General features: G+C 69.0%; 16 protein-coding genes and 1 pseudogene. 3 read left to right on the forward strand and 14 right to left on the reverse strand.

Annotated elements, in window-relative coordinates; translation table 11 throughout:
* The 7 genes from M6444_RS16680 to paaN form a co-directional block, all read right to left on the reverse strand.
* The coding region (locus M6444_RS16680) for an FAD-dependent oxidoreductase (protein ID WP_298329896.1) at nt 1–644 on the reverse strand (644 nt) is incomplete at its 3' end.
* Between the two features lie 40 nt (nt 645–684).
* Nucleotides 685–2,760: a prolyl oligopeptidase family serine peptidase gene (locus tag M6444_RS16685; protein ID WP_298329899.1), complete on the reverse strand. Its 2,076-nt coding sequence runs from the start codon at nt 2,758–2,760 to the stop codon at nt 685–687.
* Between the two features lie 54 nt (nt 2,761–2,814).
* Nucleotides 2,815–3,825 carry a LacI family DNA-binding transcriptional regulator gene (locus tag M6444_RS16690; protein ID WP_298329902.1) on the reverse strand — a complete coding sequence of 337 codons (1,011 nt, stop codon included), beginning with the start codon at nt 3,823–3,825 and terminating at the stop codon, nt 2,815–2,817.
* Between the two features lie 45 nt (nt 3,826–3,870).
* The gene (locus M6444_RS16695) at nt 3,871–4,788 is read right to left on the reverse strand and encodes a carbohydrate ABC transporter permease (RefSeq protein ID WP_298329906.1); all 918 of its coding nucleotides are present in this window, start codon (nt 4,786–4,788) and stop codon (nt 3,871–3,873) included.
* Nucleotides 4,785–5,750 carry a sugar ABC transporter permease gene (locus M6444_RS16700; RefSeq protein WP_298329908.1) on the reverse strand — a complete coding sequence of 322 codons (966 nt, stop codon included), beginning with the start codon at nt 5,748–5,750 and terminating at the stop codon, nt 4,785–4,787. The genes M6444_RS16695 and M6444_RS16700 overlap by 4 nt, the downstream gene beginning before the upstream one ends.
* A 69-nt stretch (nt 5,751–5,819) precedes the next feature.
* Entirely contained in the window at nt 5,820–7,187 is a 1,368-nt protein-coding gene (locus tag M6444_RS16705; RefSeq protein ID WP_363326406.1) for an ABC transporter substrate-binding protein, read from the reverse strand.
* Nucleotides 7,188–7,351: 164 nt separating this feature from the next.
* Nucleotides 7,352–9,031 (reverse strand): phenylacetic acid degradation protein PaaN, encoded by a 1,680-nt coding sequence (paaN, locus tag M6444_RS16710; protein WP_298329912.1) that lies wholly within the window; start codon nt 9,029–9,031, stop codon nt 7,352–7,354.
* A 105-nt stretch (nt 9,032–9,136) separates the two neighbouring features.
* On the opposite strand from paaN, the gene paaI reads away from it, so the two are divergent.
* Both paaI and pcaF read left to right on the forward strand, forming a co-directional pair.
* Nucleotides 9,137–11,017: a hydroxyphenylacetyl-CoA thioesterase PaaI gene (gene paaI, locus M6444_RS16715; protein WP_298329913.1), complete on the forward strand. Its 1,881-nt coding sequence runs from the start codon at nt 9,137–9,139 to the stop codon at nt 11,015–11,017.
* The gene (pcaF, locus tag M6444_RS16720) at nt 11,014–12,213 is read left to right on the forward strand and encodes a 3-oxoadipyl-CoA thiolase (protein WP_298329917.1); all 1,200 of its coding nucleotides are present in this window, start codon (nt 11,014–11,016) and stop codon (nt 12,211–12,213) included. Before paaI ends, pcaF begins: the two co-directional genes overlap by 4 nt.
* 51 nt (nt 12,214–12,264) lie before the next feature.
* On the opposite strand, the gene M6444_RS16725 is transcribed toward pcaF, so the two are convergent.
* The 4 genes from M6444_RS16725 to M6444_RS16740 all read right to left on the reverse strand — a co-directional run bounded on the left by M6444_RS16725 (nt 12,265) and on the right by M6444_RS16740 (nt 17,557).
* A complete protein-coding gene (locus M6444_RS16725; RefSeq protein ID WP_298329920.1) occupies nt 12,265–13,731 on the reverse strand; it encodes a dihydrolipoamide acetyltransferase family protein in 1,467 nt (488 codons plus the stop codon).
* 13 nt (nt 13,732–13,744) lie between these two features.
* The gene (locus tag M6444_RS16730; RefSeq protein ID WP_298329923.1) at nt 13,745–14,731 is read right to left on the reverse strand and encodes an alpha-ketoacid dehydrogenase subunit beta; all 987 of its coding nucleotides are present in this window, start codon (nt 14,729–14,731) and stop codon (nt 13,745–13,747) included.
* Nucleotides 14,728–15,879 carry a pyruvate dehydrogenase (acetyl-transferring) E1 component subunit alpha gene (pdhA, locus tag M6444_RS16735; RefSeq protein ID WP_298329926.1) on the reverse strand — a complete coding sequence of 384 codons (1,152 nt, stop codon included), beginning with the start codon at nt 15,877–15,879 and terminating at the stop codon, nt 14,728–14,730. Before pdhA ends, M6444_RS16730 begins: the two co-directional genes overlap by 4 nt.
* A 427-nt stretch (nt 15,880–16,306) precedes the next feature.
* Nucleotides 16,307–17,557 carry a Cys-Gln thioester bond-forming surface protein gene (locus tag M6444_RS16740; RefSeq protein ID WP_298329929.1) on the reverse strand — a complete coding sequence of 417 codons (1,251 nt, stop codon included), beginning with the start codon at nt 17,555–17,557 and terminating at the stop codon, nt 16,307–16,309.
* A 256-nt stretch (nt 17,558–17,813) separates the two neighbouring features.
* On the opposite strand from M6444_RS16740, the gene M6444_RS16745 reads away from it, so the two are divergent.
* Nucleotides 17,814–18,611, forward strand: coding sequence for a thioesterase family protein (locus tag M6444_RS16745; RefSeq protein ID WP_298329931.1), 798 nt, complete (start codon nt 17,814–17,816; stop codon nt 18,609–18,611).
* Between the two features lie 33 nt (nt 18,612–18,644).
* Here the strand turns inward: M6444_RS16745 and M6444_RS16750 are convergent, their stop codons facing one another.
* The 3 genes and pseudogenes from M6444_RS16750 to M6444_RS16760 form a co-directional block, all read right to left on the reverse strand.
* Nucleotides 18,645–19,913, reverse strand: a complete 1,269-nt coding sequence (locus M6444_RS16750; protein ID WP_298329934.1) for an Nramp family divalent metal transporter — start codon at nt 19,911–19,913, stop codon at nt 18,645–18,647.
* Nucleotides 19,914–19,948: 35 nt separating this feature from the next.
* Nucleotides 19,949–20,935, reverse strand: coding sequence for a ribonucleotide-diphosphate reductase subunit beta (locus M6444_RS16755; protein ID WP_298329935.1), 987 nt, complete (start codon nt 20,933–20,935; stop codon nt 19,949–19,951).
* 50 nt (nt 20,936–20,985) lie between these two features.
* Nucleotides 20,986–21,663 (reverse strand): annotated as a pseudogene (locus M6444_RS16760) (ribonucleoside-diphosphate reductase subunit alpha); the annotation flags it as partial.

Consider the following 21,663-nt stretch of genomic DNA (forward strand, 5'->3'; position numbering starts at 1 on the left):
TGGAACGCGGTGGTCCGCGGCTCCGGCACCGTCGCGAACACCAGTGACGTCACGACGCCGAGCGTGCCACCGCCGGTCCCGCGTAGCGCCCAGAACAAGTCCGGCTCGCGCTCGTCGTCACAGACGACCACCCGGCCGTCAGCGAGGACGACCTCGGCCGCACGAAGGCTGTCGCACGTCAGGCCGTACGTGCGACCCAGGACCCCGAGACCGCCGCCGAGAGTGAGCCCCGAGACCCCCACCGACGGCCCGCAGCCCGCGGGTATCGTCACGCCGCGCCGGCTCAGCTCGTCGTAGACGGACCCGAGGCGAGCCCCCGCGCCGACGACGGCACGGCCGGCGGAGACCGTGACGCTGTTCATCGGCGACACGTCGACGACGATGCCGCTGGAGGACGACCGCCCGGCGAAACTGTGCCCGCCACTGCGTACCGCCAGCGGCAGCCCCGCCCGGCGCGCGAACGCGATGGCCTCAACGACGTCGGCGGGGCCGGCACACCGCACCACGGCCGCCGGCCGGATGCCGCGGTAGTTGGCGATGGCCGGGACCCGGGCGACGTCGTAGTCGGCGTCGCCCGGGCGCAGCACCTCGCCGTCGATACCGGCGGCGAGGGCCGCCCACGACACGGCCATCGATCTCGTCATCGCTCGATCATGGCATGCGGGTCCGACAACACCGGGCTCGTCACTCCAGCAGCGCCGGTGTCTCCCAGTCCTTGCCGAGCACATGATGGTCGAGGAAGGCGAAAACGGTCTCGTACCAGAGCTTCGCGTGCTGCGGCGTGAGGATCCAGTGGTTCTCGTCCGGGAAGTAGAGGAACCGATGCGGCATCGTGCCGTCCTCGGCCTCGGCCTGGGTGGCGAGCTCGAACCACAGCCGTAGCGCTTCGCCGATCGGCACGCGATAGTCCTTGTCACCATGAATCACCAGCATCGGGGTGGTGATCGAACCGACGTGCTGGTGTGGTGAGTTGGCCGCGGCCATCTGCGCGGTCATCTCCTTCGTCCAGTAGAACGCGGCGTCGGTGGTGGGTCCGAACTGGTCGAGCGCCCACAGACTCGCGTGCGTGACGATGGCGTCGAACCGGTCGGTGTTGCCGGCCACCCAGTTCGCCATGTATCCGCCGAAGGACCCACCCATCGCCGCGGTACGAGACTCGTCGATGTCCGCCCGTGCCTCAGCGGCATCGGTGATGGCCATGAGGTCGGTGAACGGGGCTTGGCCCCACTTGCCCCAACCGCGCCGGATGAAGTCCAGCCCGTAGCCGGTCGACAGCGCCGGATCCGGCAGCAGGACCGCGTAGCCACGGGCCACGGCGTTCCACGGGTTCCAGCGCCACGACCACGCATTCCACGACCCCAGCGGCCCGCCGTGGATCCACAGCAGGAGCGGAGCCGGGCTGGTCTCCGACACGGCGTCCGGCAGCGCCAGCCAGGCCCGCACCCGGGTGCCGTCCTCGGCGGTGGTCTCGAGCTCGGTCAACCGACCGGGCAGTTCGGGCGCCGGAGCCGGAGCGGGCAACGGCACGGAGTGCTGATCGGCGACGTTTGCCGCCAGCCGGACCGGAGTGGGCGGCTGGGCATAGGACGAACGCAACGCATAGACCGTCGAGCCGTCGGGCGAGACGACCGGGTCGCTGTAGGCGAAGTCGTCGGCGCTCAGGCGAGTCACCGCGCCGTCGGCCACCTCGATGCGGAACACCGGAGCGCGCCCGTTCTCGTCAGCGGACACGATCAGCGCGGAGCCGTCCGGTGTCCACACGGGAGCATCGGGGAAGCGGTCCCACTCGGCGGTGAGCTCGCGCAGCTCGCCGTCGGCCAGCGAGACGACGACGAGATCGAGGTCGATGGGCTCGTGCGGGGTGGAGCGCCGCTCGCGCACGACCGCGACGGTGGAGCCGTCCGGGCTGATCTTCGGGGCGGCGAACTCGAAGGCCGGGTCGTCGGCGAGCACTCGCCGCTCGCCGGTGGCGACGTCGATCGCCACCAAGGCCGGCCGATGACCACCGCGCTCGTGCACGTTCCACGTGGTCACGACCGTGGATCCGTCGGAGCTGATGTCGTAGCCGGCGCTGTCGAGCGCGGGGCCGGCATCGGGGGTGAGATCGCGCAGTTCGACGACGGGATCGTCCAGTGGCGTCTCGCCGTCGGCCAGCGCTCCGGCGAACAACCGTGGCGCGTCCGGGCCGAGGTCATGATCCCAGTGCCGCACCGGATAACGCTGGTGCAGGATCGCGTTGACCTTCTTCTCTTTGCGCTCCTTGCGCTTTTTCTCTTCGGACTCGACGTCGTTGGACGACGGGAACGTGGCGGACGACACCACGACCGTGCCCGACTCGCGGGCGACGGCCACGCCGCCGATACCGCCGGGTCGCTTCGCCACCACTCGCGCTTCGCCGCCCTCGACGGGCAGCAGCCACAAGACCGGAACGGAGTCGTCGCCTGCATCTGCCGAGGCTGCGGGGTCGGGCCGGGCCGAACCGAACAGCAGCGAGCCGTCCGGCAGGAAGGCCGCTCCGCTCTCGCCTTTGGCGCTGCGGGTCAATCGCCGCGCAGGGCGAGCGCCGGTGGGGTCGATCTCCCACAAGGCCGTGACGTAGCGCGTGCTGTCGGCGTTGAGGGTGGACACCGTGGTCACCAGGCGCGTGCCGTCAGGCGACAAGGCCAGGCCGGCGGTTCGTGGTAGCGCGACGTAAGCGTCCAGGTCGTGGAACGGGGTGGTGGGTGTTTCCGGGGTTTCCGGCGTGGTGTCTGTCGTCACCCGTACTACCTATCACGCTTTGCTGGGGAAATGTCCGGCGCGTGCGGCTCGGTGTCAGGCCGGCGGAGCGGTGCTCGACCGGACCACCAGCTTCGTCTCGACCGTCGTCACCGAGGTCTCACCGTTGATCCCCGCGGTCAGTTGCTCCAGCAGCGTCCGCGCGGCGATGCGCCCCTCCTCCCGAACGTCCTGGGCGACGGTGGTCAGCCCGAACAGCCACGACATGTCGTGGTCGTCGACGCCCACCACCGACAGGTCCTCGGGGATGCGCAGGCCACGCCGATTCGCCTCGTACATGACGCCCATGGCCACCTCGTCGGAGACCGCGAAGACCGCCGTGGGCTTCACCCGGCGTTCCCACAGCTCGGCGAAGGCGGCCACGCCCGCTTCCACGGTGAACACGGCCGGCACGGTGAGGTCGGGGTCGGGTTCCACCCCGACCTCACGCAGCGCTTCCACGTAGCCGATCCTGCGGTCCGGCGACACGGGAAAGCCCAGCCGATCGTCCGGATCCCCGCCGGCGAAGGCGATGTCGCGATGGCCGAGCTTGATCAAGTGCTCGGTGGCGATCCGGCCGACCGCGACATCGTCGATCCGCACGCTCGGCAGGCCAGGCACGATCGGCCCGACCACCATGACCGGGCGATTCATGGCGTGCAGCGCCTCGACCTCGTCCGGCGTGAGCGGCAGGCTCGTGATCAGTAACGCGTCGACCCGTTTTCGCAGCAGCTGCATGTCGAACACCCGGTACCGGTTGGTCGCCACGTCGGAGACGTCGTAGCGCAACACGTCGTAGCCCTGCGCATTGAGAACCTCCTGCGCCCCCTGGCTCACTGCCGTGAAATACCAGCCGCCCCGGGCGACCGGGGAGACCACGCCGACCGCGCCGGTGCGTCCGGTGGGCAGCGCCGCAGCGCTGGGCGAGGCGACGTAGCCGAGTTCGGCCGCGATCTTGCGCACCTGCTCTCGTGTCGCGTCGGAGACCCCCGGCAACCCGCGCAGGGCGCGCGACACCGTCGCCACCGAGACGCCGGCCCGAGCGGCCACGTCGACGATGCCGGTCATCTCACCCGTCCAGAATCCGCTCGCCCATCCCGTGTCACCCCCGTGTCACCCCTTGACGCTTCCCGCCAGCAGACCGCGGACGAAGAAGCGCTGCATCGTGATGAACACGAGGACCGGGATGATCATCGACACGAACGCTCCCGCGGAGAGCAGATGCCATTCGGTGCCCCGCGTGCCGACCAGTTCCGCGATACGCGCCGTGAGCGGGGCCACGTCGGAGGTGCTGCCGGCGAACGTCAGCGCCACCAGCAGGTCGTTCCAGACCCACAGGAACTGGAAGACGCTGAAGGCGGCGATGGCCGGAAGAACCAGCGGCATCATGATCGCCCGGAAGATCTTCACGTGCCCCGCGCCGTCCACGCGTGCGGCCTCCACCAATTCCGCCGGCACTTCTCGCATGAAGTTGTGCAGCAGATACACCGCGAGCGGCAAGGCGAACACCGAGTGCGCGATCCACAACGGCCAGAAGGTCCCGTTCAAGCCGGTGTCGACGAAGATCTGCAGCAACGGGATCAGCGCGATCTGGATCGGCACGATCTGCAAGGCGAACACGGCGATGAACAGGGTGTCGCGGAACGGGAACTTCATCCACGCGAACGCATAAGCAGCCAGCAGCGCCAGCGTCACGGGGATCACCACCGACGGCACGGTGATGACCACGGAGTTCACCACGTACGTCGACAGCCCGGTCGCGCTGCCGAACAGCACCTCACGGTAGCTTTCCAGGGTCAGCTGCGGGTCGCTGAACCAGTTCCACCATCCGTTGCCCTTGATGTCGTCCTCGGGCCGGAATGACGACAGCAGCAGCCCGAACGTCGGCAACGTCCACAGCACCGCGATGACCACGGCCGCCACAGACGCCCCAGGCGACGTGAGGCGCTTGCGGGCGCGCGCCGCCGGCGACGCGACAGACGAGCTGTCCCAGCCGTCGCGCACTTCGGGCGTCACCTTCACCGTGCTCATCGGATGTCCGCCTTTCGCAACTGCCGAATGTTGTAGATCACGATCGGGATCACCATCACGAACAGCACGACCGCCAACGCCGAGCCCAGCCCGTAGTTCCCGCGGACGAGGCTCTGCGTGTAGAACTCGTTGGCCACGATGCTCGTCTCGAACTGACCCCCGGTCATCGTCCGGACGATGTCGAAGACCTTGAGGGTGGCGATCGAGATCGTCGTCAGCACGACGATCAGCGCCGGGCGGATGCTCGGGACCGTGACGTAGCGGAACATCTTCACGCCGTACAGCCCGTCCAACCGGCCCGCCTCGACGATGTCCTGGGGAATCCCCTTGATGGCCGCCGACAGCACCGTCATCGCGAACCCGGCCTGGACCCAGATCAGGATGACGATCAGCAAGAACGTGTTGAGCGGCGCGTTCAGGATGAACTGTTGTGGTTCGAAGCCGAGCCAGACCAGGACCTGGTTCAACAGGCCGATCTGCTCGATGTTCTGCTGGTCCGGGCGGTACTCGTACACGAACCGCCAGATGATCGAGGCGCCGACCAGCGAGATGGCCAGCGGCATGAAGATCAGCGACTTCGCGAACGCCTCGAATCGCGAACGGTCCACCAGGACGGCGTACACCAAGCCGATGAGCGTCGCCGACACCGGAGCGACGAGCACCCAGAACAAGGTGTTCCGCAGCACGATCAGGAGGTCTTCGCGCTCGAAGAGGGCCTGGTAGTTCGCCAAGCCGAGGAAGTTGTCCGTCGTGCGGTCGAAGAGCGACTGATACCCGGTCCGCACGGCGGGGTAGATCAATCCGACGGCGAGCAGCGCGAGGGCCGGCACGACGAACGCGACGGCCTGAACGAGGTCGGCGCGGCGCCGGACGCGTCCGACCAACAGCAGGATGAGGCCCATGGCACCGGCGAACAAGGCAATGGCCAGCGCCATCTGGGCAAGCTTCTCAGCGGTATCCATGACTCCACCTGTGATGCCTGCCCGGGGCCGGCCGCGTGGCCGGCCCCGGGGTTACGGGTGACGGGACGACTACTCCGGCCAGGTGTTCTCGATCTGGGTGAGCACATCCTCGGTCTCGGCCCCGGTGATCCAGTCGACCATGCCGGTCCAGAACGAGCCGGCACCGACGTCGCCGGGCATCAAGTCGGAGGCGTCGAAGCGGAACACCGCCTCCTCGTCCTGCAGCAGTTCGGCCGACAGGCGGCTGATCGGGTCCTGGTAGTTGTTCAGGTCGACCGCGTTGTTGGCGCTGACCCAACCTCCGAGCGAAGCCTTGAGGTCGGCCCACTCGACGCTGGACACGTAGTCCTGGAACGCCTGGACCTCAGGACGGTCGTCGAAGGCCACGGCGAACTCACCAGCGCCCAGCACGGGGTTGCCGTGCTCCTCGTTGATGGGCGGCAGGTAGAAGGCGTAGACGTCGCCGTCCTCGGCGATGTCGGTGCCTTCGGGCCAGTTCGGTGCGTAGAACGACGCGGCGCGGTGCAGGTAGCACTGCTCCTGGAGGATGGGCAGGCCGGCCTGGTTGACGTCGGTGGTGGCGATGCTGGAGACGTCACCGAAGCCACCGTTGACGTAGTCGGGGTTCTTCAGGATCTCCCCGGCCTGGTTCACCGCGTCGACGATCTGCGGGTCGTTGAACGGGATCTCGTGGGTGTACCACTGGTCGTAGACCTCCGGACCGGCGGTACGCAACAAGATGTCCTCGATGAAGTCCGTGGCCGGCCAGCCGGTCGCGTCGCCCGAGGCGATCCCCTGGCACCATGGCACGCCGCCGTTGTCGACGATCTCGTCGGACAGGGCGACCAGGTCGTCCCAGGTCTCGGGAATCTTGTAGCCGTTGGCCTCGAACGCGGTGGGTGAGTACCAGACGAAGGACTTCACGTTCGAGCCCACCGGCGCGGCGTAGAAGGTGCCGTCGACCGTGCCGTACTCCTTCCAGTCCGGAGAGAAGTACTCGTCGACGTTGGCTTCCACACCCTCAGGTGCGGGAACCGGAGCGCCGCTGTCGCGGACGATGGTCTGCAGTAGACCCGGCTGGGGCAGGTAGGCGATGTCGGGCGGGTTACCACCCTGAATGCGAACCTGCAGCTGCGCCTCGAACTCATCGGAGGACTCGTACTTCACGTCGACGCCGGTGCACTCCTCGAAGCCGACGTAGGAGTCGATGTGTGACTGGTCCTCGGGCGGGGTGATCGTGCTGTAGATCGTGACCGTCGTGCCTTCGATGTCGCCGTACGTGTCGGTGTACTGCTCGAAGTCCGCGCAGTCGACGTCGCCACCGCCGGCGGCATCGGCGTCGCCGCCATTGTCGTCATCGCCACCGCAGGCAGCCAGGACGAACGACAAACCGACCACGGCGCTGACGGCGACAGGGCCGCGCCGAACGTTGCGCATGACCATGATGTTGCCTCCTTCCCAGGGCTCTGATCCGAGCGCGGCGCTCGAACCCATGGGTGAACGAAAACGTTTACGCTCCGGAAGCGCAAGGGCCTAACGGCAACTTCGCCGTAACGATTACGTCACGTCAGTCCTGGGCAGTTCCTGACCAGGACTTCGGATCAGAGGTGCCGGCGGGAGGTCACGACGCGGAACCGAGGCGCGATGAACGCGGCGTCGGTGAAGCACGCGTTGGCCGCCGGATTCGCACCGGTTCCGTGCAGATCGGAGAACGCGGCAGTCTGGTTGACGTAGACGCCGTCGGTGAGATTGACCGACAGCGACACCCCCGCCTCGATCGCGGCCGCCTCGGCGGCGTCGATCACCGCGGGGTCGGTGGAGTACACCGACGCCGTCATGCCGCCGTGCTCACGCACCGTGGTGGCGAACCGGTCGAGGGAGTGCTCCGTCGAGTCCGTCGCGATGAGGAAGGACACCGGGCCGAAGCACTCAGCGGTGTAGTCCGTCTCGGCCGCGGCGTCGACGGCGACGATGGCCGGCGTGCGCATGGTGGCCTCGGGCCAGGCCGGATGCGTGATCGAGCGCGACGCCAGCACGGTCCCACCCCGTCCCGACATCGAGTCGACCCGTTCACGCACGCCGTCGTTCACGACCGCGCCGAGGATCTCCACGGCTCGGGCATCGTCGGCGAGCAACTTGGCGACCGCTTCGGCCAGGGCGGCGCCGAAGGCCTCGAACGACACGTGTCCCTGCTCGGTGGTGATACCGCCGACCGGGACGAAGATGTTCTGTGGAGCGGTGCACATCTGCCCGGTGTAGAGGCTCAACGAGAACGCCAGGTTGGCGGCCAGGCCGCTCAGATCGTCCGTGGAGTCGACGACCACGCTGTTCAAGCCGGCCTTCTCGGTGAACACCGCGGCTTGCCCCGCGTTGTGTTCCAGCCACTGCCCGAAAGCCGTCGACCCAGTGTAGTCGATGATCGCGACCTCCGGGCGCACGGCGAGCGCGGCGGCGAGCCGGTCGGCCGGATCTTCAGCGGCGAGGGTCACCAGGTCGGGGTCGAGGCCGTGCTCGACGAGGACGTCGCGCGCCACCTGGACCGTGATGGCCAGCGGCAGGACCGCACGAGGATGCGGCTTGACGACGACGGCGTTTCCGGTGGCCAGCGACGCGAACAAGCCGGGCCAGGAGTTCCAGGTGGGGAACGTGTTACACCCGATCACCAAGCTGACACCCCGCGGCACCACGTGGTAGGTCTTCGACATCCGCTGCGGTTCGCGCTTGGCCGGCTTCTCCCACTCCACCGATGACGGCAGGCGAGACTGCTCCATGTGCGCGTAGGCCACTGCCTCGAGCGCGCGATCGAGTGCGTGCGCGCCCCCGGCTTGGAAGGCCATCACGAAGGCCTGGCCCGATGTGTGCATGACGGCGTGGGCCAGCTCGAAGATGCGCGTGTGCAGCCGCGCCAGAATCTCCAGGCAGACCGCAGCCCGCCCGTCGACACCGGCCGCGCGCCAGCTCGGCATCGCCGACCGGGCTGCCGACAGCAGCTGCTCCAGCGACTCGTCGGCGGCTGGAACCCGCGGATACCGCACCCCGAGCTCAGGACCGAACGGGCTGCGCTCGGTGGCCACGACGCCGCGTGCGCCCGGCGTGTGCAGCGGGAAGTCGGCGCCCAGCCAAGCCTCGTACGCGGCCGTACCCTCGCCGGCGGCCTGCTCGCCGTAGACCCGCGGGCTCGGCGACTCCGGATAGGCGGAGTAGAACTCGCGGCTCCGGACGGCGTGCCGGGCCTGCTCGAGGAGATCACGGTGCCGTTCGAACAGTTCACCCAGCGACATCGGCGGGCCTCCACGCTCTGTGACAGAATGACGCATGTCTTGCTTTACTCTGTCACATCCGGAAGGATGCGACCAGGCCGGATCGACGCTCCCGGACAGGCTTGCATGACCCCGATCGACCCCACCGCGGCTGTCGGCATCGTCGGCGCGGGCACCATGGGATCCGGAATCGCCCAGGTGGCCGCCGTCGCCGGGCACGAGGTCCGGATCTACGACGCCCAGCAGGGCGCTGCCACGCGCGCCGTCGGAACCATCGCGGCGAGCTTGGCCCGCGCGGCGGCCAAGGGCAGGTTGTCCCATGACGCCGCCACAGCGGCGACCGACCGCGTGCACGCGGTGCGCTCCGTGGCCGATCTCGGCGGGTGCGAGCTGGTGATCGAAGCGGTCGTCGAAGACCTCGGCGTCAAGCGATCGCTGTTCGCCGATCTCGAGCAGGTGTGCCCGATCGAGGCGATCCTGGCCAGCAACACGTCGTCGCTGTCGATCAGCGACGTCGCGGCCGATCTGCACCGGCCTGGGCGGGTGGCCGGGCTGCATTTCTTCAATCCGGCGCCGGTGCTGCCGTTGGTCGAAGTGATCGCAGGCGAGCACAGCGACCCCAAGGTGCTGGACGTCCTCGTCGCGACGGCACAAGCCTGGGGAAAGACGCCGGTCCGAGCGGCGTCCACCCCCGGCTTCATCGTCAACCGCGTCGCCCGCCCGTTCTACGGCGAGGCGTTCCGGCTGCTCGAGTCCGGGATCCTCGACGCCGCGACGATCGATGCGATGCTGCGCGAATCCGGCGGGTTCCGGATGGGCCCGTTCGAGCTGGCGGACTTGATCGGCCACGACGTCAACCTGGCCGTGAGCCGGTCGGTGTGGGAGGCCTTCGGCCGCGACGCGCGGTTCACGCCGTCGGCCCTGCAGCAGCGGCTGGTGGACGAGGGACGCCTCGGGCGCAAGACCGGCGCGGGGATCTACCCAGCGGACCGGCCGGCCCCGGCTGCGTCGGTGCCGAGCACCGGCCGCGGCGGCGACAACGACGCCCACGGCCGGCTGGCCGCTGGACCCGACGACATGTCCTGGCAGCTCACCGCTGGCGACGTCGTGATCCGCCCCACCGACGGGCGGACGGCGGCCCAGCACACCGCCGACGGGGCGCACACCGTCGTCCTGGCCGATCTGGCGTTGGACTACGCGAAGGCGAGCAGGATCGGCATCGCCGCGCCCCCGGCCGCCACGACGCACCAGGTGGAGTCCGCCATCGCAGCGTTGACCGATCTCGGCTACCAGGTGAGCGTGCTGCCCGACACGCCTGGGCTGGTGGTCGCACGGACCGTGGCGATGCTGGCGGCCTTCGCTGCCGATGCGGTCGATTCCGCGGTCGCCACGGCCGACGACGTCGACACCGCGATGCGCCTGGGGGTCAACTACCCGCGCGGTCCGTACGCGTGGGGCGAGGCGCTGGGCTGGAGTTGGGTGACCGGCGTGCTGGACGCGCTGGCCGACGCCGAAGATCCGCAGCGCTATCGGGTGTCACCGGCGCTGCGGGCCCGCGCCGCGGACACGCCGGCTCGCCGTGCCGCTGCGGCCATGTGGGCCGACGACGCCGCCTCGCAAGCCCTGGGCATGACCATCGAGCAGGTGTCCCCCGGACAGGCGGAGGTCAGCATGCGGGTTCGTGACGACATGGTCAACGGGCACGGCATCTGCCACGGCGGGCTGATCTTCGCCCTGGCCGACACCGCCTTCGCCTTCGCCTGCAACTCGTACAACCGTCGCACGGTGGCGCACAGCTGCGACATCACGTTCGTGGCCCCGGCGCGCCAGGGCGAGCAGCTCCTCGCCCGGGCTTCCGAGCGCCACCGCGAGGGACGCAACGGGATCTACGACGTCACCGTCGTCCGCCGCAGCCCCGGGGGTACTGCCGACGACCTGATCGCCGAGTTTCGGGGGCGGTGCCGCGAGATCCCCGGGACGCTCGTCGACGAGGAGGCACATCGATGACCGAGGCGTTCATCGTCGACGGTGTTCGTACCCCGATCGGGCGCTATGCCGGCGCGCTGTCGACCGTGCGTCCCGACGATCTCGCGGCGCACGCGCTGCGCTCGCTGCTGCGCCGGCACCCGTCGGTGCCTGCAGCGGCCGTCGACGACGTGGTGCTCGGCTGTGCCAACCAGGCCGGCGAAGACAACCGCAACGTCGCCCGGATGGCGGTCCTGCTGGCGGGGTGGCCGCACACGGTGCCGGCGACGACGATCAACCGGCTGTGCGGCTCCGGGATGGATGCCATCGCCTACGCGGCGCGGGCGGTGCGGGCCGGGGAGGCCGACGTCGTCGTCGCCGGCGGGGTGGAGTCCATGTCGCGGGCGCCGCTGGTCCTGCCGAAAGCGCAGGCGGCCTTCGACCGCGGGCAGGCACACGTGTACGACACCACCATCGGCTGGCGGTTCGTCAACGCTGCGCTCGCCGCGGTCTACGGCACCGACTCGATGCCTCAGACCGCCGAGAACGTCGCCGCCGAGTACGACGTCTGCCGGGCCGATCAGGACGCCTTCGCGCTGCGCAGCCAGCAGCGGGCGGCCGCGGCACGCTCTCGCCTGGCCGAGGAGATCGAGCCCATCGAGGTGCCGCGCCGGCGAGCTGATCCGGTCGTCGTCGAAGCCGACGAAGCGCCGCGCGACACGTCGGCCACGGCGCTGGCCAAATTGGCGCCCGTGGTGTCGCCGGAGGGCACGGTAACCGCCGGCAACGCCTCGGGTATCAACGACGGCGCGGCGGCGGTGCTGGTGATGAGCGCCCCGGCGCTCGAGCGCTACGCCTGTACGCCGATGGCGCGCATCGTCGGCGTGGCCACCGCGGGCGTCGAGCCGCGGCTCATGGGGCTCGGGCCGGTGCCGGCTACCCAGAAACTCCTGGCGCGCACCGGTGTCGCGCTCGGCGACATCGGCGCCGTCGAGCTCAACGAGGCGTTCGCGGCGCAGTCCCTGGCTTGCCTGCGGCTGCTGGGCCTGGCCGACGACGCCGACCACGTGAACCCGAACGGCGGCGCCATCGCGCTCGGGCACCCGCTGGGCATGAGCGGCGCGCGGATCGCCTTGTCCGCGGCCCGCGAGCTGCTCCACCGCGACACCCGCCACGCGTTGGCCACCATGTGCATCGGCGTCGGGCAAGGGATCAGCATGCTGCTCGAACGCCCGTGACCGTCGGTCGACGATCACGGGCGTTCGGGCAGGAGAAGGGTCTGCGCCGCCTCAGCTCCACGCCAGGGCGTTGCCCGGGTCCTCGAGCAGCGCGGCGACGTCGGCGAGGAAGCGCGAGCCCTGCTCGCCGTCGACGAGCCGGTGGTCGAAGGACAGGCCCAGCGTGGTGACCCACCGCGGTTTCACCGTGTTCTTGTGCACCCACGGCTGCTTGCGCACGGCACCCAGCGCCATGATGGCGGCCTCGCCGGGCGGCAGGATCGGCGTGCCGGTGTCGACCCCGAAAACCCCCACGTTGGTGATCGACATGGTGCCGCCGAGCATGTCCTCGGTGGGCGTGGTGCCCGCACGAGCCGCTGCCGCAAGGTCGTTGATGGCGACCGCCAGCTCGTGCAGCGACAACCGGTCCGCGTCCTTCACGTTCGGCACGACGAGCCCGCGCGGCGTGGCCGCGGCGATACCGAGGTTGATGTAGCGCTGCACGACGATCTCACCGGCGTCGTCGTCCCAGCGCGCGTTCACGTCGGGGGTGCGCCGCGCCGCGATGCACATGGCCTTGGCCAACACGGCGAGCACGGTCAGTTTGACGTCGGCGAACTCGCGCGACTTCTTGAGCCGCTCGACCAGCTTCATGGTGCGCGTGACGTCGACGGTGATGAACTCCGAGACGTGCGGCGCGGTGAACGCGGACTGCGTCACCGCCTTCGCGGTGGACTTGCGCACCGAACGGATCGGGATGCGCTCCTCACGGGGCAACCCGTTCCAGCCGAGTCCGCCGGCGCTGGCAGGAGTACCGGCCGGAGCACTGGTGGGAGCGCTGGCAGGAGCGCTGCCGGTGACTGTCGCCTGGGCCTGCCGCGCCGCCTGAATGTCCTCGCGCGTCACGGTGCCGGCGGGTCCGGTGGGCGTCACCGTGGTGATGTCGACACCCAGGTCTTTCGCCAGCTTGCGAACCGGCGGTTTGGCCAGCACCGAGACCCGCTGTGCCGGGGGGCGCGCCTCGGCCCCGATCGGTTGCTGCGCTGGTTGCTGGGTCGGCTGCTGCGCTGGTTCCTGGGCTGGTTGCTGGGCTGGTTGCTGGGCTGGTCCTGATGCCACGGTGGCCGTGGGCCGGGGCTGGCTCTGGGCGGTCGGCAACGCCTTGCGGGGGCGCCGCTTCGCCGAGGTCGTGCGCGGCCCGTACCCGACCAGCATCGCCTGCCGTTCCGCCTCGGCGCCGCCGCTGTCGACCGCGGCCGCGGTGCCGTTGCCGGAACCCGTGCCGTTGCCGCCGGCAGCGTCGTCATCGGTTCGAATGGAGATGATCGACGTCCCCACGGCGACGGTGGCGCCTTCGTCCACCAACAGGCTGTCGACCACGCCGGCGAACGGTGACGGGAGCTCCACCAGCGACTTGGCGGTTTCGATTTCGACGATGACGTCGTTGACCTGGACGGTGTCGCCGGGCTTGACCTTCCACGACACGATCTCGGCCTCGGTGAGGCCTTCACCGACGTCGGGGAGTTTGAACTCGCTCATGACCCTCCCCTGCTCAGAACGCGAACGTGCGGTCGACGGCGTCGAGCACGCGGTCGAGGTCGGGCAGATACTCCTCCTCGACGCGCGCCGAAGGATACGGCGTGTCGTAGCCCGTCACCCGCTGCACGGGCGCTTCGAGCGAGTAGAAGCATTCCTCGGTGACCCGCGCGGCCACCTCGGCGCCGATGCCGAGCGTGCGCTGCGCTTCGTGGACGACGACCAAGCGGCCGGTCCGGCGCACCGATTCGACGACCGGGGTGAGGTCCAGCGGCGACAACGACCGCAGATCGACGACCTCGAGCGAGCGGCCCTCGTCGGCGGCAGCAGCGGCCGCCTCGAGACACGTCTTGACCATCGGGCCGTACGCGGCGACCGTCACGTCGGTTCCCGGCGCCGCGACCCGCGCCGACTCCAGCGGCGGTACGGAATCAGCAGAGTCGAGGTCGACGTCGCCCTTCTCGTAGTACCGGCGCTTGGGCTCGAAGAACACCACCGGGTCGTCCGCGGTGACGGCCTGCTGGATCATCCAGTAGGCGTCGGCCGGGTTGGAGCAGGTGACCACCTTCAGCCCGGGTGTGTGGGCGAAGTAGGCCTCCGGGCTCTCGCTGTGGTGTTCGACGGCCCCGATGCTGCCTCCGTACGGGATCCGGATGACGATCGGCAGCCGCAGCCGCCCGCCGGAGCGGAAGTGCATCTTGGCGACCTGGCTGACGATCTGGTCGTAGCCGGGAAAGACGAACCCGTCGAACTGGATTTCGCACACCGGCCGGTAGCCGCGTAACGCCAGGCCGACGGCGGTGCCGATGATGCCGGACTCCGCCAGCGGCGTGTCGATGACCCGCGCATCGCCGAAGTCCTTCTGCAGCCCGTCGGTGACGCGGAAAACACCGCCCAGCTTGCCGACGTCCTCGCCCATGACCAGCACGTGGTCGTCGCCCTCCATGGCCCGACGCAGCCCGGAGTTGATCGCCTTGACCAGGGTCATCGATTCCACGCTCATCGGGCCACCTCCTGATCGGCGAACGAATCGAGATATCGGGCCATCTCGTCGCGCTGGGCGACGAGCTGGGGGGTGGGCTCGACGTAGACGTGATCGAAGATCGACGTGGGCTCCGGGTCGGGCAGCTCACGACACTGGGTCCGCAACCGCTCGGCCAGTTCGTCGGCCTGGGCCGTGAGGTCGTCGAAGAACGCCTGGTCGGCGATGTCGTTGCGCACCATGTAGGCCTTGACCCGCTCGATGGGGTCCTTGAGCTTCCAGTGTTCGAGCTCGGCGTCCAGCCGGTACCGCGTGGGGTCGTCGCTGGTGGTGTGAGCGCCCATGCGGTACGTGAACGCCTCGACCAGCGTCGGGCCCTCGCCGTCACGGGCCCGCTGCAGCGCCTCGCGGCTCACCGCCAGGCAGGCGAGCACGTCGTTGCCGTCCACGCGGACGCCCGGGAAACCGAACCCGCCGGCGCGCTTGTACAGCGGGACCCGGGTCTGGCGCTCGAGTGGCTCGGAGATGGCCCACTGGTTGTTCTGGCAGAAGAACACGACCGGGGCGTTGGTGACACTCGCCCAGATGAACGCCTCATTGACGTCACCCTGGCTGGTGGCGCCGTCGCCGAAGTACGCGACGACGGCGGTGTCGCGGTCGGGGTCGCCGGTACCGATGGCGCCGTCGCGCTGGACTCCCATCGCATAGCCGGTGGCGTGCAGCGTCTGGGCGCCGATGACGATCGTGTAAAGGTGAAAGCGGGAGCCGACGGTGTCCCATGTGCCTTGGTCGACGCCGCGGAACAGGGCGAGCAACCGCAGCGGGTCGACACCGCGGCACAGCGCGACGCCATGCTCGCGATAGGTGGGAAACACGTGGTCGTGCGCACGCAGGGCCCGCGCTGAACCGACCTGGGCGGCTTCCTGACCCAACAGGCTCGGCCACAAGCCCAGCTCACCTTGGCGCTGCAAGGCGACGGCCTCACTGTCGATGCGGCGCGCCAGCACGAGGTCGCGGTACATCTCGCGGATGTCGTGCGGGCCGACGTCAGCGATCAGAGCGTCGTAGCGGTCATGGGGCACCCGTTGCCCCTCGGGCGTGAGCAGCTGAACGAGCTCAGGTTCCGGCGGTGCGGATCCAGCCGGACCGGCTGCCGTCTCGACAGTCATGTCTCTCCTTCACGTCGTCGGCCCCGCGGGATTGCCGCGCGAACCTGTCGTGTTCGCCAGCGCCACGGCAGCGGGACTGAGGGTGGGTCCCACACCCGAGACGCCGACCGTGACGTCCATCACGGTCGTACTACCGCACACGGTACCCAGTTCGCGGTCGGAGCGGCACCCTGGCGACAGCCGGGCCGGCTGCTTCGGCATCACGTAGCTCAGCCTGCCTGGTTCGCGGCGGGACCGGTGCCGTCGATCCGCACAAACTTCGGCGCCCCGATGCTGAGTTGACCGGACAAGTCGTCTGTCGTCCGAGCATTCGCCCCATGGCCGTCGGCGCGGGCGGCGCCAGACATGACGAAGCCGCGTACCGAGTCCTGCGGATCCGGTACGCGGCTTCGTCGATCAGCCCGAGCGATAGCCGGGCTTCAGCGGGTCACTCCGCGGCGCCCACCAGCTTGCGGCGCAGCAGGAACACGGCCGTTCCGAGCAGCACCAGCCCGAAGGCCAGCATCGTTCCCGGCGAGGTACCGGTGTCCGGCAGCTCCTCGTCCGGCGTTTCGGTCGGCGACGGCGTCTCGCTCGGCGTCGGAGTCTCCGTGGGGGTCTCCGTCGGCGTCGGGGTCTCCGTCGGCGTCGGCGTCTCGGTCGGCGTCGGGGTCTCGGTCGGTGTCGGCGTCTCGGTCGGCGTCGGCGTCTCGGTCGGTGTCGGCTTGGCCGTCCAGTCCACCGAGCCCTCGACCTCGAGCTTGGTCTTGTCCGACTGGGCCAGGATCAGCGACTGCGTCCTGAGCTCGTCGTTGTCGACCGGCCCGATGAACAGGCGCCCGACGTCGATGTGCGCCTGCGCGCTCAACTTCAGCGTCCCGGATCCGTCGTCGGCGTCCTCGGGGACGGACACGTTGATCTCGGCCCCGTCACCGATGACGTCCGGCAGTTCGGCACCCTCGGCGTCGACCAGCGAGACGCCCTCGGGCAGCTCGGACTCGACGTTCACCTCGTCGGCCGTGGTCGCAACCGTGAACGGGCCGATGAGCTGTCCCGCCTCGCCGGACAGCGACTCCGGCGACAGCGACAGCGCGGGTGCCGGCTGCTCCCCGATGCCGACGTTCTCGTCACCGGTCAGGTATTCGTACAGCGCCCGGACGTCGGCATCGACCTGTCGGCCCCGGGTGGAGATGTCGTCCACGTCGACCTCGGCGGCGTCGCTGAAGGTCCAGATCGCCGCCTGCGTGGCGGTGATCGCCTCCTCGACCGACAAGCCGTCGTTGAATTCGACGTCGAGTTCCGCCTCGATGTCCTCGACCGGGACCACGGGATACGAGTGCTGCAACGCCCAAAGGATGCGATCAGCGTTCTCGGTGAACGGTGCGTCCGGGATCGGGTACTGGTCCCAAGGCACCTCGGTCATCGGGGCTTCGGGATTGATGCTGACGCTGATCTCGACGCAGTAGGTCCGCAGCGCCGCGCCATCGTCGGTGCGCAAGCCGATCAGTTTCGTGGAGATCGGGTTGCGGTCGGTGAAGTTGACCGAATAGCCGTCGACGTCGTTGCGCGGGTCGACGTCGGCCTTGATCGACGCATCCGCTGCCTCATAGGCCTGAGCAGATGCTGGTAGTAGAAGAATCGCCGATGCGGCGGCGAGTACGCCGACGCCGCTACGGCGCCGGACGACATGGGTGGGCATGAAGCTCCTTGTCGGATGTCAGGCATCGATCTCAAGCTCCGCCGGCCCGAACCGGGGCAAACCGGGCGCACCGACAGAATCGCCGCCCGAAAGCTTCGGCCGACGGGTTGATCAAAAGTTCCCCCAGAGGGGGCATGTTAGTGATGAACCGCATCAAACGGAAGTCCGGCACACGACACCCACGCAAGACCTTTTCCGGCATGCCGGCGCGCACGCGGTGTTCAGTCGTCGAGACCGTCACATAGGCTCTTGCTCCGTGTCTGACTTCAATGAAGCGTCAGCGACGCGCCAGATCTCGCCTGGTGTCCATGCGGCCGACATCAACTCCACGTGGTCCGTCGGCGACGTCCCCAACGGCGGTTACCTGCTCGCTCTGATGCTGCGCGCCGCGCTTGCGGAGTCCGCCTACCCGCATCCGGTGAGCACGACGGCCCATTTCGTCACCCCTCCCACCCCCGGCCCGGCCGAGGTGCGGGTGGACAGCCTCCGGACCGGCCGGACCGTCGAGACGCTTCGCGTGAGCCTCGTCCAGGACGACACGCCTCGAGTCGAGTCGGTCGTGACGACGAGCACGCTGTCCAGAACGGCTCCGGCCGAATGGGTCGGGCCACCTCCGGAGCCGGTCGCGCCGGTGGACGAGTGCATCCCCGCAGTGGTCGACCTGCCGGACGGCACCCACGTGGGCCTGCTCGAACATGTCGACCTGCGCTTGGACCCGCAGACCCTGGGATGGTTCTCCGGGCGTCCGGCCGGCCAGCTGTCCATGCGCGGCCATGTCCGGCTGGCCGACGGCACCCAGCCCGACCCGGTCGTGCTGGCACTCGCGGTCGACGCGCTGCCGCCCACGGTCTTCGGACTGGGCCGGCTCGGCTGGGCCCCGACGGTCGAGCTGTCCGTGCTGACCCGCGGCTTGCCCGCGCCGGGCTGGCTCAGCGTGCACCTGCGCGGCCGGCTGGTCCGAGACGGCTGGTTCGACGAAGAGGCCGAGGTCTACGACGCCGAGGGCACCTTGGTGGCACAGTCGCGCCAACTCGCTCGCATCCGAGTCACCTGAGCCGAACCCCCACCGGGACAGCGTCGATCGTGCTCACGCCCCGGACAGGGTCAAGCCGATCAACGCGACGTTCAACGCCACGACGACGAGGCTGACCCCGGCAGCCAGCACCGTCGTCAGCCGCGCGTTCACCCACGCACCCATCACCGTCCGGCGGGCGGTCATGACGACCAGCGGGATGATCGCGAACGGGATACCGAACGACAACACCACCTGCGACAAGACCAGCATCCAGGTCGGCTCGGCACCGGTGGACAAGATCACCACCGCCGGCGTCACCGTGATCGCACGACGCGCGAGCAGCGGAATCCGGCGCAGCAACAGTCCCTCCATGATCACCGCGCCCGCGTAGCACCCGACTGACGTCGAGGCCAACCCCGAGACCAGGAGCCCGACGGCGAAGGCAACGCCGATCACGCTACCGAGGTTGGACTCCACCGCCGCGTGGGCGCCGGCGATCGTGTCGGTGTTCTCCACGCCGCGCAGCGCCGAGGCCGCCAGCAGCAGCATCGCGATGTTGACCCCGCCGGCCACCACCATCGCCCCGCCCACGTCGAAGCGGGTGGCGGTGAGCAACGTGCGGATCCGACTCGGTCCGACGCTGACGCCGAAGCGATCTCGCGCCAACGCGGAATGCAGGTACACCACGTGCGGCATCACGGTCGCGCCGAACATCCCGGCCGCGAGCAGCACGGTGTCGGTGCCGTCGAACCGGGGAACCAACCCGTTCGCGACACCGCCGGCATCCGGCGGCGCCACGAACAGCCCAGCCAGGAACCCCGCGGCGATGACGATCAAGGCGAACGTGATCACCTGCTCGAACATGCGCTGGCCGCGGCGGTCCTGCACCATCAGCATGGCGATGGACACGACGCCGGTGATCACGCCGCCCAGGGGCAGCGGCAGCCCGAACAGGAGGTTCAACGCGATGGCGCCGCCGACGACCTCGGCGACGTCGGTGGCGATCGCGACGACTTCGGCCTGCAGCCAATACCCGATACGGGTCCGCCGCCCCATCCGCCCGCGCAGGACCTGCGGCAACGACTCGCCGGTGACGATGCCCAGCTTCGCGGACAGGTATTGCACCAGCCCGGCCATGACCGTCGCCGCCGCCAACACCCACACCAGGAGGTATCCGTAGCTGGCGCCCGCGGAGAGGTTCGTGGCGACGTTGCCGGGATCGACGTAGGCCACGGCGGCCACGAACGCCGGGCCCAGCAGCCCGAGGCCCGCGCCGGTCGGCCCGCGCCGGCCCCGTCGCGTGCTCGCCCGTTCGTGCTCGTCAGATCCGATGGAGCGCATCAGCCTGCGTGCTACCCTTCCTCGGCGCTCGCAGGCTACTGGGCCCGAGCGTTGACCTCGTAGCTGGTGTTGATGGACTCGAAGAAGTTCACCAGTTGCAGCGTATCGTTGGCCGCGGCCATCCACTTGGCTGGATTGGGCACCCGAAAGTGTGCGTCGAAGCCCAGTTCCTCGAGCCGCCGGTCGGCCAGATACTTGACGTACTGGTTGATGTAGTCGGCGTTCATGCCGAGAATCCCGTTCGGGAGCAGTTCTCGGTTGTACTGCTCCTCCATCGCGACGGCGTCCAGGATCATCTGCTCGATCTCTGCGGCGAACTCCGGGGTGCGCAGGTCCGGATTCTCGTCGAGCACCGTCAAGATCAGGTTGATCCCGAATTTCAAGTGCAAGCTCTCGTCCCGCACGATCCAGTCGATCAAACTCGCGAAGTTCCGCAACAGGTTCCGCTGGCGGAAGCTCAACGCGACCATGAACCCGCTGTAGAACCAGATGCCTTCGAGGACGATGTTGTACGCGATCAGATTCCGGACGAAGTCACGCCGCCCCTCGGTGGTGGTGATGTCCAGGGTCTGCTCGGTCATGCGGCGGATGTAGCGGACCTCGAACTCCTCCTTGGCGATCATCGACGGGACGGTGCGGTGCGCGTCGTAGGCCTGCTGCCGGTCGATGGGGAAGGTTTCGAGGACGTACTCGAACGCCATGACGTGGTTGGCTTCCTCCCACATCTGCTTGGCGAGGTAGAGGTGTGCCTCGGCCGCATTGACGTAGGGATACACCCCGAAGGCCAGCGCCTTGTTGACCAGCAGCTCATTCGGGTTGAAGTAGCTCATCAGGAACGTCAGCGCGTGCCGCTCGGCGTCGGACATCCGCGCGAAGTCGGTCATGTCCTCGCCCAGTTGGATCTCGTTCGGGAACCACGTGTTGGCGACGGCCTGGTTGTACAGCTCGTAGGCCCAGTCGTAGCGGATCGGCTTGAGCAGGAGTCCTTCGGAGATTCCGGTACCGAGGATGCCGGTGGTCATGAGTCGCGCTCCTTCGTGTGGTTCAGGCTGTGCGGGCTGATTCGGCGCCGTCATTGGCAGGCCTCGCACTGGACCCGCTCCTGCGGGTCGACGGGGCAGGCCTGGTCGTCGTCCGAGGCGAGAACGTCGATTCGACTCGTGGGCGCCACAGCGGGAGCCGACGTGCTCAGTGAACTCGCCCGGGCGAAGCCGAAGCCGCGCCGCCGGTCGGCCGCCCCCGGCTCCGCGGCACTCGGCGAGTCGGACAGGTCCTGCGCCTTGTTCACCCGCACGGTGCTCTGCTCGGCGGTGTGGCGCGGCTTCATGTGCAGGTAGTAGGTGGTCTTGACGCCCTTCTCCCAGGCGTGGGCGTACAGAGCCATCATGTCGCCGACATCGCGCGTCTCGAGGTACATGTTCCGGCTGATCGCCTGGTCGATCCACTTCTGCGCGCGGGCGGCCACCTCGATGAACGCGTGCGGCGAGATCTGGAACGACGTCGCGTGGATCGCCCGCAGGTCCGCCGGGACGGCCGGCACCGCCCGCACGTCACCTTGAGCACGCAGCAGGTCCTCGCGGACCTGTTCCCACAGGCCGCGCTCCTTCAGCGCCGCGACCAGGTTGCGATTGACCTCGAGGAACTTCCCGGCGCTCGTGGCCCGGCTGAAGATCTGGGCGAACTGCGGGTCGAGCCCCGGCGTGGTGCCCGCGACGAGGCCGATCGAGGCGGTCGGTGCGATGGCCAGCAG

Source organism: Haloactinopolyspora sp., assembly GCF_027324685.1.
Lineage (GTDB): Bacteria > Actinomycetota > Actinomycetes > Jiangellales > Jiangellaceae > Haloactinopolyspora.